The 13,271-nt window shown below is 67.8% G+C and carries 11 protein-coding genes; 4 read left to right on the top strand and 7 right to left on the bottom strand.

Annotation, left to right across the window (positions count from 1 at the left end; translation table 11 throughout):
- Positions 1-10 precede the first annotated feature (10 nt).
- From AC1DXX_RS02520 to mdeB, 3 genes are all read right to left on the bottom strand, one after another.
- Positions 11-1,345 carry an MFS transporter gene (locus AC1DXX_RS02520; RefSeq protein ID WP_478132592.1) on the bottom strand — a complete coding sequence of 445 codons (1,335 nt, stop codon included), beginning with the start codon at positions 1,343-1,345 and terminating at the stop codon, positions 11-13.
- 145 nt (positions 1,346-1,490) lie between these two features.
- Entirely contained in the window at positions 1,491-2,267 is a 777-nt protein-coding gene (locus AC1DXX_RS02515; protein WP_478132591.1) for a FadR/GntR family transcriptional regulator, read from the bottom strand.
- 71 nt (positions 2,268-2,338) lie between these two features.
- The gene (gene mdeB, locus AC1DXX_RS02510) at positions 2,339-4,990 is read right to left on the bottom strand and encodes an alpha-ketoglutarate dehydrogenase (protein ID WP_478132590.1); all 2,652 of its coding nucleotides are present in this window, start codon (positions 4,988-4,990) and stop codon (positions 2,339-2,341) included.
- Positions 4,991-5,095: 105 nt separating this feature from the next.
- On the opposite strand from mdeB, the gene AC1DXX_RS02505 reads away from it, so the two are divergent.
- Entirely contained in the window at positions 5,096-5,569 is a 474-nt protein-coding gene (locus tag AC1DXX_RS02505) for an Lrp/AsnC family transcriptional regulator (protein WP_478132589.1), read from the top strand.
- Between the two features lie 18 nt (positions 5,570-5,587).
- Here AC1DXX_RS02505 and AC1DXX_RS02500 read toward each other — a convergent pair whose 3' ends face one another.
- Both AC1DXX_RS02500 and mltA read right to left on the bottom strand, forming a co-directional pair.
- Positions 5,588-7,591, bottom strand: coding sequence for a PhoX family protein (locus AC1DXX_RS02500; RefSeq protein WP_478132588.1), 2,004 nt, complete (start codon positions 7,589-7,591; stop codon positions 5,588-5,590).
- A gap of 174 nt (positions 7,592-7,765) precedes the next feature.
- Positions 7,766-8,899, bottom strand: coding sequence for a murein transglycosylase A (gene mltA, locus AC1DXX_RS02495; protein WP_478132587.1), 1,134 nt, complete (start codon positions 8,897-8,899; stop codon positions 7,766-7,768).
- Here mltA and AC1DXX_RS02490 point away from each other — a divergent pair.
- The 3 genes from AC1DXX_RS02490 (at position 8,898) to AC1DXX_RS02480 (ending at position 10,563) form a co-directional block, all read left to right on the top strand.
- Positions 8,898-9,059: a hypothetical protein gene (locus AC1DXX_RS02490; protein WP_478132586.1), complete on the top strand. Its 162-nt coding sequence runs from the start codon at positions 8,898-8,900 to the stop codon at positions 9,057-9,059. The two genes, mltA and AC1DXX_RS02490, sit on opposite strands and share 2 nt — an antisense overlap.
- Positions 9,060-9,255: 196 nt before the next feature.
- Entirely contained in the window at positions 9,256-9,915 is a 660-nt protein-coding gene (locus AC1DXX_RS02485) for a YiaD family glycine zipper/OmpA-like lipoprotein (RefSeq protein ID WP_478132585.1), read from the top strand.
- 84 nt (positions 9,916-9,999) lie between these two features.
- Positions 10,000-10,563 (top strand): OmpA family protein, encoded by a 564-nt coding sequence (locus AC1DXX_RS02480; RefSeq protein ID WP_478132584.1) that lies wholly within the window; start codon positions 10,000-10,002, stop codon positions 10,561-10,563.
- A 4-nt stretch (positions 10,564-10,567) separates the two neighbouring features.
- Here the strand turns inward: AC1DXX_RS02480 and AC1DXX_RS02475 are convergent, their stop codons facing one another.
- Positions 10,568-11,194, bottom strand: a complete 627-nt coding sequence (locus tag AC1DXX_RS02475) for a response regulator transcription factor (RefSeq protein WP_478132583.1) — start codon at positions 11,192-11,194, stop codon at positions 10,568-10,570.
- 34 nt (positions 11,195-11,228) lie between these two features.
- Positions 11,229-13,271, bottom strand: coding sequence for a two-component system sensor histidine kinase NtrB (locus tag AC1DXX_RS02470; RefSeq protein WP_478132582.1), 2,043 nt, complete (start codon positions 13,269-13,271; stop codon positions 11,229-11,231).

The raw sequence follows: 13,271 nt of genomic DNA, 5'->3' as shown, positions 1-13,271 counted from the left end.
GTTTCTCCGGTCAGCGATTGACGAGTTTTTTGGGCGTGAGCCAGACGCCGATGGCCCCGAGCACCAGCGCCGCGGCCAGCACGTACATGCCGATCTGCGTGCTGCCCGTGAGGTCCTTGAGATAGCCGATGAGGTACGGGCTCACGAAGCCCGCGAGGTTGCCCACCGAATTGATGGCCGCAATGCCGGCGGCGGCGGCCGTGCCCGAAAGGAAGGCGGTGGGCAGCGACCAGAAGAGCGGCGCGCAGGTCAGCACGCCGGCCGCCGCGAGCGAAAGGAACGCCAGCGACACGGTCGTGTTCTGCGTGTACGAGGCGGCCACGGTGAAGCCCACCGCGCCCATCATCGCGGGCACGATCAGGTGCCAGCGGCGCTCCTGCCGGCGGTCGGCGCTGCGGCCGAAGAGGTTCATCGCGACGATGGCGCAGAGAAACGGAATGGCGCTCAGCAGGCCGATGTTCAGGTTGCCCCGCACGCCCGTGGCCTTCACCAGCGTGGGCAGCCAGAAGGTCAGCGCGTACTGGCCCATGACGAAGGCGAAGTAGATCAGTGCCATCCACCACACACGCGCATCGCGGAAAACCGCGGCCACCGAATGCGGGCCTTTCGCGCCGTGCGCCTGGTCGCGCTCGACCTCGCGCTGCAGCAGCCGCTTTTCATCGGGCGCGAGCCAGCGTGCCTGCTGGATGCCGTTGTCCAGGTAGAACAGCACCATCACGCCCACGAGCACGGCAGGAATGGCTTCGATGATGAACATCCACTGCCAACCCTGCAGCGACGACACGCCGTGGAAGCCGTCCATGATCCAGCCCGAGAGCGGATTGCCGAAGATGCCCGCCACCGGGATCGCCGACATGAAGACCGCGATGATCCGCGCGCGCCGGTGCGCCGGGTACCAGTGGGTCAGGTAGAGGATCACGCCGGGATAGAAGCCCGCCTCGGCCACGCCGAGCAGGAAACGCAGGATGTAGAAGCTGGTGGGCGTCTGCACGAACACGAAGCACGCCGAGAGCAGGCCCCAGGTGATCATGATGCGCGCGATCCAGATGCGCGCGCCCACGCGGTTGAGCAGCAGGTTGCTCGGCACCTCGAACAGGAAGTAGCCGAGGAAGAAGATGCCGGCGCCGAGGCCGAACACGGTTTCGCTGAAGCCCAGGTCCTGCCCCATCTGCAGCTTGGCGAAGCCGACGTTCACGCGGTCGAGATAAGCGACCACGTAGCAGAGCATCAGGAAGGGAACGAGGCGCCAGAACACCTTGGCGTAGGTGCGCTTCTCGAGCGCGGCGTCGGCCGGCAAATCGGCAAGACCGGTCAAAGGCGCGCCAGCCGGGAGGGTTGGAGTCATGAGGGAAAGTCCGCTTGGATGATGAAAGAACGAGGTCATCCCGTCGCCATGCAGCGCGGCCGCCTCTTGATTTGTCAGGTCATCATACAAATTTGAGGCAACTTGCCCGACCCGGGTAAACCCGCAAACTCACACCTCGTTTCCTTTATTTGCCCACGGGCCAGCCTTCGACCAGCGGGCGCGCAAGCTGCGCGCCTTCCTGGTGCCAGAAGGCCGGATCGGCCTGCTCGATGCGGCGGATGGCGTTGTCCATGTGGGACTTGGCGGCCTCGCGGGCGCGCAGCGGATCGCCGGCCTCGATGGCTTCGACGATCTGCGCATGCTCCTGCGCCACCTCGCGCGCGAAGTCCGCGCGGCGTGCCTCGTTGGCGCGGGTGACACGCGTGGCGCCATGCAGGAACTGCCGCAGGTACTGCAGCGTGCCGATCAGGAAGGGGTTGCGCGCGGCCTCGGCAATGGCGCGGTGAAAGCGCACGTCCTCGTCTGCGCCGTTGCCGCCGGCCACCACCGCGGCATGCAGCGCCTCGATCGCGTCGCGGATGCGCTGCACGTCCTCGGGGGTGCGGCGCTCGGCCGCGAGCGCGGCCACCTCGGCTTCGAGCGCGCGGCGCAGCTCGACCATCTGGATCACCGCTTCGCGCGAGGCCACATGCGGCATCTCGAAGCGCAGCGGCTCGACACCGGCGGCGCGCACATACACGCCGCTGCCCTGGCGCGAATCCACCAACCCCAACGACTTGAGCCGCGAGACGGCTTCGCGCACCACGGTGCGGCTCACGCCGAACTGCTCGGCGAGCACCGCCTCGGTCGGCAGGCGGTCGCCTTCGGACAAGCGCCCGCTGCGCACCTCGGCCGCGAGTGCATCGGCCACCTGGTCGGCCAGGCGGACGGCGGGGGCGAGCGATTGGAAACGGGCGGTCATGGACGCGGGGCGGGTTGGGGCCTGCGACTCTAACGCAGGCCTGCGCGCCCGGCACCCCGCCCCCCCGGGGTTCAGCCCAGGGCGTGCCGCGCCGCCCGCGCGATGCTGGCCGCATCCACGCCGAAGAACGCACGCAGCGCCGCGCGCGTGTCGCTGCGGCCGAAGCCGTCGGTGCCGAGCGTGAGGTAGCGGCGGCCTTCGGGCAGGAAGGCGCGCACGCTCTCGGGCACGGCGCGCACGTAGTCGGTGGCGGCGACGATCGGGCCCTTGCCTGCGCCGAGCTGCTGCGCAATGAAAGGCAAGCCAGCTTCCTCGCCTGCGATCGCCCGCGTCTCGCAGGCCAGGCCGTCGCGCGCGAGTTCGCTCCAGCTCGTGACGCTGAACACCTCGGCCTCGATGCCTTCGTCGGCCAGCAACTGCGCAGCCTTGACGACCTCGGTGAGGATGGCGCCCGAGCCCATGAGCGTGACCTTTTTCCTGGCCTTGCCTGAAGCCGGCGCATAGTTGCCGAAGCGATAGCAGCCACGCAGGATGCCCGCCTCCGCGCCTTGCGGCACATCGGGCTGCGCGTAGTTCTCGTTCATGAGCGTGACGTAGTAAAAAACGTCCTTCTGCTCGACCATCATTTCGCGGATGCCTGCATCGACGATCACCGCCATCTCGCCCGCGAAGGCCGGGTCGTAGGCCTTGCAGTTCGGAATGGTCGCGGCCACGAGGTGGCTGCTGCCGTCCTGGTGCTGCAGGCCTTCGCCGCCGAGCGTGGTGCGCCCCGACGTGGCGCCGAGCAGGAAGCCGCGCGCCCGCTGGTCGGCTGCGGCCCAGATGGCATCGCCCACGCGCTGGAAGCCGAACATCGAGTAGTAGATGTAGAAGGGCAGCATCGCGAGGCCGTGCACGCTGTAGCTGGTGGCCGCAGCCGTCCAGCTCGCGACGGCGCCGGCTTCGCTGATGCCCTCTTCGAGGATCTGCCCGTCGGTGGCTTCGCGGTAGCTCAGCACCGAGCCGATGTCTTCCGGCGCATAGCGCTGGCCCACGCTCGAATAGATGCCCACCTGCTTGAACAGGTTGGCCATGCCGAAGGTGCGCGCCTCGTCGGCCACGATGGGCACGATGCGTGGGCCCAGGGCCTTGTCCTTCATGAGGTTGCCCAGCATGCGCACGAAGGCCATGGTGGTGCTCATTTCCTTGCCGGCTGCCGCGGTGGCGAACTGCGCGTAGCCCGCGATGTCGGGCTTCGGCACGACCTCGCAGGCGGTCTCGCGGCGCGGCATGGCGCCGCCGAGTGCTTCGCGGTGCCGGCGCAGGTACTGCATCTCGGGGCTGTCCTCGGCCGGGCGGTAGAAGTCCATCGCGGTGGCCTGCGCATCGGTCAGCGGCAGGCTGAAGCGGTCGCGGAATTCGAGGAGGTCCACGTCGCCCATCTTCTTGTGCGAGTGCGTGGTCATCTTGCCCTGCGCAGCACTGCCCATGCCATAGCCCTTCTTGGTGTGGGCGAGGATCACGGTGGGCTGGCCGCCGTGCGCAGCCGCGGCAGCGTAGGCCGCGTGAATCTTCACGAGGTCGTGGCCGCCGCGCTTGAGGCGGTCGATCTGCTCGTCGGTCATGCCTTCGGCGAGGCGCGCGAGTTCGGGGTTCTGGCCGAAGAAGTTGTCGCGGTTGAAGCGGCCGTCCTTGGCCGCGAAGGTCTGCATCTGGCCGTCGACGGTGTGGGCGAACACGCGTGCGAGCGCGCCGCTCGCGTCCTGCGCGAACAGGCCGTCCCAGTCGCTGCCCCACACGAGCTTGATGACGTTCCAGCCCGCGCCGGCAAACAGCTTCTCGAGCTCGTCGATGATGCGGCCGTTGCCGCGCACCGGGCCGTCGAGCCGCTGCAGGTTGCAGTTGACGACCCACACGAGGTTGTCGAGCTTCTCGCGCGCGGCCAGCGTCAGCGCGCTCATCGATTCGGGCTCGTCCATCTCGCCGTCGCCGAAAACGCCCCACACTTTCCTGCCCTCGCAGTCGAGCAGGTTGCGGTGCGTGAGGTAACGCATGAAGCGCGCGTGGTAGATCGAGCTGATCGGGCCGATGCCCATCGAGCCGGTGGGAAACTGCCAGAAGTCCGGCATCAGGTAGGGATGCGGATAGCTGCTGAGGCCGCGCGCGCCGCTGCCTTGGGTGAAGGCCGGCGCGGTGAGTTCCTGGCGGTAGTGCTTGAGGTCTTCTTCGCCGAGGCGGCCTTCCAAGTAGGCGCGTGCATAGACGCCGGGCGCGCTGTGCGGCTGGAAGAACACGAGGTCGCCGCGGTGGGTGTCGCTGCGCGCATGGAAGAAATGATTGAAGCCGGTCTCGAACAGATCGGCCGCGCTGGCGTAACTGGCGATGTGGCCACCGAGTTCGCCATACGCCTGGTTGGCCTTGGCCACCATCGCGAGCGCATTCCAGCGCATCAGCGAGGCGAGGCGCTCCTCGACCGCGAGATCGCCCGGGAACGGCGGCTGGTCTTCCACCGCGATGGTGTTGACGTAAGGCGTGGCGAGTTCGGGCTGCCAGCCGATGCGTTGCTGCCGCGCGAGGCGGGCCAGCTCCACCAGCATCTGGCGCGCGCGCTGCGGGCCGTGCGTCTGCGCCAGCGCCAGGAAGGCGTCGCGCCATTCGGCAGTCTCTGCGGGGTCGGGGTCGTGCGACAGCGGCGTGTCGAGCTGCAGGGCGCGCATCTGGTCGGCGGAAATCGGGGCGTTCATACCGGCACTTTAAGCCGCGATGCGGAAAATTAGCTACCGGCGCTGGCAAGCCCATGCAGACGGCGCAGCATAAAATTCCGCCACCTCTTAAATCTGCGGCATTTCATGCAACTGGACGCCATCGACCTGCGCATTCTCGACGAGCTGCAACGCGACGGCGCGCTGTCGAACGTGGAGCTGGCGCGCCGCGTGCACCTCTCGCCCTCGCCGTGCCTCGCCCGGGTGAAGGTGCTCGAAGCGAATGGCGTGATCGACCGTTACGTGGCGCTCGCGAGTGCGAAGGCGCTGGGCCTCGGGCTCAATGTGTTCATCTCGATCAGCCTCACGACGCAGAGCAAGCAGTCGCTCGCCGACTTCGAGCAGCGCATCGCCGAGCACGACGAGGTGATGGAGTGCTACCTGATGACGGGCGACAGCGACTACCTGATCCGCATCGCGGTGGCCGACATGGCGGCGCTGGAGAAATTCATCCTCGAGCAACTCACGCCGATTCCGGGGATCGAGAAGATCCGCTCGAGCTTTGCACTGAAGCAGGTCAGATACAAGACGGCGCTGCCGTTGCCAGCAGCGCCGTCCTGAATCCGAAGCGCCGATGGCTTACTTGGCGAGCTTCGGCTGGATCGGGTCGGCGGTGAGGTAGCCCACAGCGGCGCTGAAGCGATCGTTGTAGTTCTTGCGCACCAGCGGGTCGAGCGTGGCCTGCACCTTGGAATGGATGCCGCCCCAGTCACCCGGGTGCTGGAAGTTGCTCATGATGTAGGTCCAGCCGTTGATCTCGTCGACCGCATGCAGGCCCGTCGATTCGCCGCCCGCGGGAATCGACATGAGGCGCGAGAGCTTCTTCGTGTCGATGTTGTAGGCCCACAGGAAGTTGTTGACGTGGCTGCTGCTGTCCTCGCCGATGAACAGCGTGCGCATCTTTTCAGAGAACTTGACGTTGTCGGGATTGCCGATCTTGTCGGGGTTGGAGGTGTTGCCCAGTGCGTCGGGCGTGGCGAGGTCTTCGCCCACGATCAGCGCGCGGGTCTGCGTCGGCACCCAGTCGCTGTTGATCGAGTTGCCCTCGGTGTCCTTCTGGCCGCCCGCGAGGTTGTGCGCCATCACGCCGCCGGCGCCGAGCTTCTTGGGCAACGCAATGTTGGTGGCGGCCGTCCAGCCCTTGCCGCCGCTGACCATCGAGTCCTGGATGTTCTGCAGCGCGGAATAGGCCACCTTGTCCTTGATGTTGACGGTGGTGCCTTCCATCTTGGTGAAGGCCATGCTGGCGCCCTTGAGGTTGGCGTAGCGGTGGGTTTCGAGGAAGGCGGCGGCCTTCTCCATGCCGGGCTTGAGCTTGACCCAGTTGGCGGTACCGTCGGCGAACAGCTTGGTGTAGCTGGCGTCGGACGGATCGGCAAAGACCACATCCAGGATGTCGCTGGCCTTGAGCGTGTTGGCAAGGTTCTCGATCTCGGCGCTGGTGGCGTGGCCGAGGTTGATCCACGACATCTTGGTGGCGGCCGCGGCCGGGTCGACGGAATAGCCCGCGTCGTACTTTGCAACGTAGAGCGAGCCGGCCGAGAGGTCCTTCTCCTTGTCCGCGACGAACATGAAGAAGCCGCCGTTGGTGTAGTCGTCGCCCATGATGGCGGTGCGGTTGTCGGGCATGACCTGGATCAGCTCATGCGAGATGCGGCCCATGCAGTAGTGCTTCTTGACGCTGCCGGTGCCGTCGGGGTTCACCGTGATTTCGGGCAGGTGGCCGTAGTGGTACGGGTTGGCCTTGGTCGGGTCGCCGAACACGTTCTGGCTGTAGGCCTTGAACATGGTGTTGGTGGCGATAGCCGCTGCATCGGGCTCGTACTCTTCGCTCGAGAGATGGGTGTTCCACGGCGAGAGGCTGGCGCCGCAGGTGATCCACAGGCCGTGCGCCGACGACATGTCGACGTTGTGGTACTTCACCAGGCTCAGTTTGCCGGTGGCCTGGTCCTGGTCGAGCGTGAGCACCGCGATGGGCGAGGGCAGCGTGCCATAGGTGCTGTCGCCCTTCTGGTTGCGGGTGGTGTATTCGAACTGCACCACGGCGAACACCGGCTTGCCCTTGACGCCGGCCACATTGGCGTTCGACAGCGCGAGCAGCGAGGTGCCGTCGGGGCTGTCGGAGAAGAACTGGCGTTCCTTGCCGGCCACCGAGGCATCGATGATCGGCTGGTTGTTGATGTCGACATAGCCGCCCGCCAGGATCTTGCCGCCCTTGCCGTCGGACACCATGTCGCCGGTCAGGAAGAAGGGCTTGTAGTCCAGCTTGTATTCGGTGGAGCTGCCGTTGTCGAACGACACCTTGAGCGTGGAGCCGACCGTGGTGGTCGCCATCAAGTCGGGCGTTGCGAGCGTCGGTGCGGCCATGCCGGTGAATTCGGCAGAAACGAAATTGGCGGGAGCTGGTGCAGGGGCCGGAGGCGCCGGTGCGGGCGCGATGGGCAGGAACCCCTGGGCGCCGTTGCCGCCACCGCCACAAGCGGTCAGGAAGGCAACGCCGCCGAGGGGGAGCATGGGAGCCGCGCCCATCAATCGCAGGGCATGGCGGCGGGAAGCGCTGGGGGCCTTGGTGGAATCAGTCATTTTGTTTTCCAGGAATCGTGGAGGGGGCGTCGTGAGGCAAAAAGTCAGCCTCTCGTCAGAGGCAGGACCTTAGGGGGCCACCATGACGAAACCGTGCATCGCTCATGACAGAACAATGACGCCACATGCCCGGCACGCGGCGTGCCGGTCCTGGAAAAAAAGAAACGAGGCGGGCTACTTCGGCCAGAGCGCCCACAGGCGCAGTGGCTGATTCATGCTCGCGGCCAGCCGCCCGGCATCGGAGCCGGTGCCTGCGAAATAGTCGGCGCGCACCGCGCCGAGGATGGCACTGCCGGTGTCCTGCGCCACCACCAGTTTCTGCAGTTGCGCCGCCGGCCCGCTCGATGCGAGCCAGACCGGCGTGCCATAGGGAATGCTTTCGCGGTCGACCGCGATCGAGCGCCCCGCCGTGAGCGGCACGCCCTGTGCGCCGCGCGGGCCGAAGGCGGCGTCGACCTCGCTCATGACCTCCTCGCGGAAGAACACATAGCGCGGATTGCTCCACAGCAGCTGCGTCACGCGCTGCGGATTCTGCACGGCCCAGGCCTTGGTGTCGTCGGGCCACTTGCCGACCTTGGTCACGCCCTGGCTGATCAGCCATTGCTGCACGCTGCGGTACGGCTGTTCGTTGGTGGCCGAGAAGGCCACGCGCACGGTGTGCTGCAGGCCGTTGGCCTCGGTGATGCGCAGGCGCCCGGAGCCCTGGATGTGCAGCATCAGTGCATCGATCGGGTCGGCCATCCACGCGATCTCGCGGCCGCGCAGCGCGGCCTGGGCTTCGGGCAGGGTCTCGATTTCCTGGCGCGTGTACCAGGGGCGGCGCGGCACCAGCCCGTCCGGCGCCTGGTAGAGCGGCACGTTGAAGGTGGCGGTGGGCACGCGCGAGGCTTCGTACACCGGCTCGTAGTAGCTCGTGAGCTTGCCTTCGCTCTGGCCGCTCAGCGACTCGATGCGGTAGGGCTGCAGCCGGTCGGTCATCCACTGGCGCTGCTCCTCGGGGGTGGCGATGGCCAGCTGGCGCACCTCGCGGCACAGCGGTGCGAAGGCGGCATTGGGGCGCGCGCAGTTGGCCAGCAGCGCGATCCAGGCTTCATGCAGCGGGTCTTCGCCGAAGCCCGGCAGTTCGGCCCAGCCGACGGGCACCCAGCGGCTCTTGGGGTGCGCGAGCGAGCCTGTCAGCGGTCCGAGGTCGCGCGGCGGGGTGACGGAAGGGCGGGTGGGGGCGTCGGGCACGCGCGGGCCGACGGAACAGCCGGCGAGCGTTGCTACGATCACAAGCCCGACCAGCCACTGGAGTCCATTTCTCATGGGTTTGATTCTGCTTGAAGCCCTCGCCGCAGGACTCGTGTTCATCTTGATCATCTGGTGGACCATGTTTTCCGGCCGCGATAAGGGTGAATTGCACGGCGAAGCCGAACCCGAGGCTGGCCACGAAGCCGAAGACCGGGACCCGCCGCCGAAAACGTGAATTGTTTGCGTAGCCCCAGGCCGCCGGCCTGTGTCGGAGAAGCACCTGCTCGCTATTACTTTAGTAGCAATCATCGCAGCATTCACGCCCAACGGCGAAGGTTTTCTTATTTTCCGTAGTGCCTTGAGCCCGTACCATCGCGTACGCTCGGGAGCTAAGCTGTGGCCCGCCTGATTCAACACCGAAAGGGATTGCCATGAAAAAGTTCGTACTCGCAACCACCGCCGCCGCCCTCGTCCTCTCCGGCTGTGCCGGCGGGATGACCGACACCCAGCGCAACACCGGCATCGGTGCCGGCATCGGCGCGCTCGGCGGCGCCGCCATCGGTTCGGCCACCGGCGGCAACCGGGGCGCCATCGGCACCGGCGCAGTGGTCGGCGCGGCCGCCGGCGCGCTGGGCGGCTACCTGTGGTCGCAGCGCATGGAAAACCAGAAGCGCCAGATGGAAGCCGCCACCCAGGGCACCGGCGTGGCCGTGACCCAGACGCAGAACAACGAGCTGAAGCTCGCGATCCCGAGCGACGTGTCGTTCGACGTGGGCCGCGCCAACATCAAGCCGAACTTCGCACCGGTGCTCGACCAGTTCGCGAGCGGCCTGCGCAACAATCCGAACGCCGAGGTCCGCATCATCGGCCACACCGACAGCACCGGCTCCGACGCCATCAACAACCCGCTGTCGGTCGAGCGCGCCACCAGCACGCGCGACTACCTGGTCGCACGCGGCGTGAACGCGGCGGCCTTCCGCGTCGAAGGCCGCGGTTCGCACGAGCCGGTGGCCGACAACAATTCCGACGCCGGCCGCGCGCAGAACCGCCGCGTCGAAATCTATGTGGGTGAGCGCGGCCCGCGCGGCTGATCAGGCACACCCACCGGGGAAACCGGCCGCGTCGAACGGCCGGTTCCCGTCGTTTTTTTCAATGGTCCATCAGAGGGAAAATTCATGAGGAAGCTTCTTGTTTCGGGTGCAGCAGCGGCTGCATTGACGTTCATCGCGGGTTGCGCTTCGCAGTCGCCGCCGCCGGCCCAGCCCGCGCCGGCTGCCCAGCCTGCCGCGCCAGCCAACAGCTGGACCGCACGCCTGGCCGCGCTGAAGACCGACCTCGAGGCCTCCACCAAGGGCACGGGCGTGGTGATCGAGCAGACCGCCGACAACCAGCTGCACGTGATCATTCCCAATGAGCTGTCGTTCGACACGGGCCGCTCCAACGTCAAGCGCAACCTCGCGCAGGTGCTCGACAAGGTCGCCGAAGGCCTGAAGAGCGCCACCGCCGCCAGCGTGCGCGCGGTCGGCCACACCGACAACAGGGGCAGCGAAGAAGGCAACGAGCGCCTCTCGGTGAGCCGCGCCGACAGCGTGCGCAACCACTTGGTGGGACGCGGCGTGTCGACCACCGCGATCACGACCGATGGCCGTGGTTCGCGCGAACCTCTGGCCGACAACGGCACGGCCTCCGGCCGCGCCCAGAACCGCCGCGTCGAAATCTTCGTGGCGGAAAAGGCCTGATCTTCTAGAGACCCCGAAGTCGGTTGGCCAACTCCACGGCCGACTTCACTTCCATCTTCTCGAACACGCGCGCGCGGTGGACCTCCACCGTGCGCACGCTGATCGCCAGTTGGTCGGCGATCAGCTTGTTCGGCAGCCCCTCGACCACGAGCCGCATCACGTCGCGCTCGCGGTCCGTCAGCTCGGCGACGCGCACAGCGAGGCTGCGGCGCACGCGCTGCACTTCAAGCGCGCGCAGCGACGCGCCCAGCGCCTGCTCGATGCGGTCGACCAGCGCGTTGTCCGAGAACGGCTTCTCGCAGAAATCGAAAGCCCCCCGCTTGACCGCATCGACGGCCGTCGGCACGTCGGCATGGCCGGTCAGGAAGATCACCGGCATCGCCTCCAGCAGGCCGCGCTCCGCGAGCCGGTCGAACAGCACCAGCCCGCTGGTGCCGGGCATCCGCACGTCGAGCAGCAGGCACAGCGGCTGCTCGGGCAGGGGGCCTTGCGCCAGATGCTGCTCGAAGGCCTCGGCGCTCCCGAAATGCTCGCTGGCCAGGCGGCGCGAACGCAGCAGCCAGGCCAGCGCCTCGCGCACGCTGGCGTCGTCGTCCACGATAAAGATCAATCCATCGATCAGCGGTTGCATGCCATGAGATCCAGCAGAGAAAAAGAAAACGCGTTCATCCCGCGGCCGGGAGAGTGAACCGGAATACCGTCCCGCGAGGACGGTTGGGCTCGAACATCAGCGCGCCCCCGTGTTGCTCCACCACCGTGCGGCAAAGGCTCAGGCCCAGCCCCATGCCGTCGGCGCGCGTGGTGAAGAAGGGCGTGAAGAGGCGCTGCGCAACCTCTTCGCTGATGCCGCAGCCCAGGTCGGCCACCGAAAACTCCAGCCAGCGGCGCCCGTCTTCGACGCCCGCGCCGCCCACCGCCACGGCGCGCGCCACGCGCAGCCGCAGCACGCGGCTGCCGACGTTGTCGGGGCTGTCCATTGCCTGCATCGCGTTGCGCGCCAGGTTGAGCAGCACCTGCTCGACCAGCGTGCGGTCGCACATGGCCGCGGGCAGCCGGTCTTCGAGCACCACCTCGATGATCACGCCGAGCTTGCGCGCCTGCAGCCGCACCAGCGGCAGCACCGCATCGATCAGCGCCTGCGGCGCGACGGCCTCGCGCGTGCGGTCGCGCCGGCGCACGAAGTCGTGCACGCTGCGGATCACCTGGCCGGCGCGGTCGGCCTGCTCGGCGATGCGGCGCACCGCCATCGCGACTTCGCCCTGGTCGCCCTTCGCGTCGGTGCCGAGCAGGTTGAGCGAGCCGCTCGCGTAGCTGGCAATGGCGGCCAGCGGCTGCGTGAGTTCGTGACTCAGCAGCGAGGCCATCTCGCCGACGGTGGCGAGCCGCGCGCTGGCCTGCAGGCGCTCCTGGCTGGCGCGCGAGAGTTCCTCGATGCGGCGCTGCTCGCTCACGTCGATGAAGGCGCTCATCCAGCCGGTCTGCACGCGGTGCGCGTTGATCAGCGGCGCTTCGAAGATGAGCACCGGAAAGCGCGTGCCGTCCTTGCGCATGAAGACCGATTCGAAACCCTCGCGCGGCGGCATGCCGCCGGCCAGCCGCCGCGCCTGGCGCTGCTGGTATTCGTGCGCCAGCTCGGTGGGCCAGTAGGGCGCATCGGCGTTGTCCGCCATGAGTTCTTCGGGGCTGAAGCCGACCATCTCGCAGAAGGCCGGGTTCACGTAGGTGATGCGCCCCTGCAGGTCGCGCGCGCGCAGGCCGGTGATGACCGAGTCTTCCATCGCCTTGCGAAAGGCCAGCGCATCGGCCAGGTCGCGCTCGGCGCGCAGCCGCCGCCGCGTGTCGCGCGCGAGCAGGACCAGCACCGACACCAGCGCGATCGAGATCGCGGTGACCAGTGCGGTGAGCATGTTCGGGAACAGGTCGGGCGCGGCGCGCCAGCCATCGACGCGCAGCATCAGCGCGGCGCCCGGCAGGTCGATCAGCTGCTGCGAGGTGAACACGCGCGTGCCGGTGCGGCGCGAGCTGCCGAGCGCCACCAGCCGCGTGCCGTCGGCTTCGGTGAACGCCACCTCCTGCCCGCGCGTGAGCGTGGGGCCGACCAGCTCGATGAGCGCGTCGCGCAGCGAATAGCTGGCGACGAGGAAGCCGCCCGCATCGATCGGCACGCAAAGCTCCATCACCTCGACACCGCCGCCGCCGGAAGTCGGTACGTAGTGGCTCGGCGAATAGGCCGGCGCGCCGAGCTTGCGGGCCGCCGCGCAGGCCAGCGTCACATCGGACTGCTCGGGCCCACGGCTCGCCTCGTCGAGGATGCGCATGCGGTAGGGTGTGTTGACCGCTTCGAGCGGACGCAGCGCGGCATCGCGCCATTCGAGCCGCAGCCATTCGCGGTGCTCGCGCAGCAGGGCAGCGGCCGCGTCGGGCCATTGCGATCGGTCGGTGCCGGACGCCTGCGTGGCGCGCAGGCTCTGCGCGTTGCGCTGGAAGCCGCTGCGCAGGTCGGAGACGGCATCGGCGGTGTCGCGGTCCAGCGCAGCCTGCACCTGTTCGACTTCGTGCCGCCCCGCGAGCCAGACCACGGTGACCAGCAGTACCGACACCAGCACCGCGAGCAGCAGCCACAGGAACCAGCGCTGCCACAGCGAGCGCAGGCGCGCGAACGCCGAAAGCGCCCACCGCTGCGGTGCGACGGTCAACGCATCGGACAT

The sequence above is a fragment of the Variovorax sp. P4_B10 genome (assembly GCF_056402375.1).
Note: the sequence above shows the minus strand (reverse complement) of the source record. Positions and strands in the feature narration are given on the sequence as shown.

Coding starts and splice junctions, on each gene's coding strand:
- AC1DXX_RS02520 (WP_478132592.1), bottom strand. CDS start 1,345: ATGACTCCAACCCTCCCGGCTGGCGCGCCTTTGACCGGTCTTGCCGAT.
- AC1DXX_RS02490 (WP_478132586.1), top strand. CDS start 8,898: ATGGGTTTGATTCTGCTTGAAGCCCTCGCCGCAGGACTCGTGTTCATC.
- AC1DXX_RS02485 (WP_478132585.1), top strand. CDS start 9,256: ATGAAAAAGTTCGTACTCGCAACCACCGCCGCCGCCCTCGTCCTCTCC.
- AC1DXX_RS02480 (WP_478132584.1), top strand. CDS start 10,000: ATGAGGAAGCTTCTTGTTTCGGGTGCAGCAGCGGCTGCATTGACGTTC.
- AC1DXX_RS02475 (WP_478132583.1), bottom strand. CDS start 11,194: ATGCAACCGCTGATCGATGGATTGATCTTTATCGTGGACGACGACGCC.
- mltA (WP_478132587.1), bottom strand. CDS start 8,899: ATGAGAAATGGACTCCAGTGGCTGGTCGGGCTTGTGATCGTAGCAACG.
- AC1DXX_RS02515 (WP_478132591.1), bottom strand. CDS start 2,267: ATGACCGCCCGTTTCCAATCGCTCGCCCCCGCCGTCCGCCTGGCCGAC.
- AC1DXX_RS02505 (WP_478132589.1), top strand. CDS start 5,096: ATGCAACTGGACGCCATCGACCTGCGCATTCTCGACGAGCTGCAACGC.
- mdeB (WP_478132590.1), bottom strand. CDS start 4,990: ATGAACGCCCCGATTTCCGCCGACCAGATGCGCGCCCTGCAGCTCGAC.
- AC1DXX_RS02500 (WP_478132588.1), bottom strand. CDS start 7,591: ATGACTGATTCCACCAAGGCCCCCAGCGCTTCCCGCCGCCATGCCCTG.
- AC1DXX_RS02470 (WP_478132582.1), bottom strand. CDS start 13,271: ATGTCCGATGCGTTGACCGTCGCACCGCAGCGGTGGGCGCTTTCGGCG.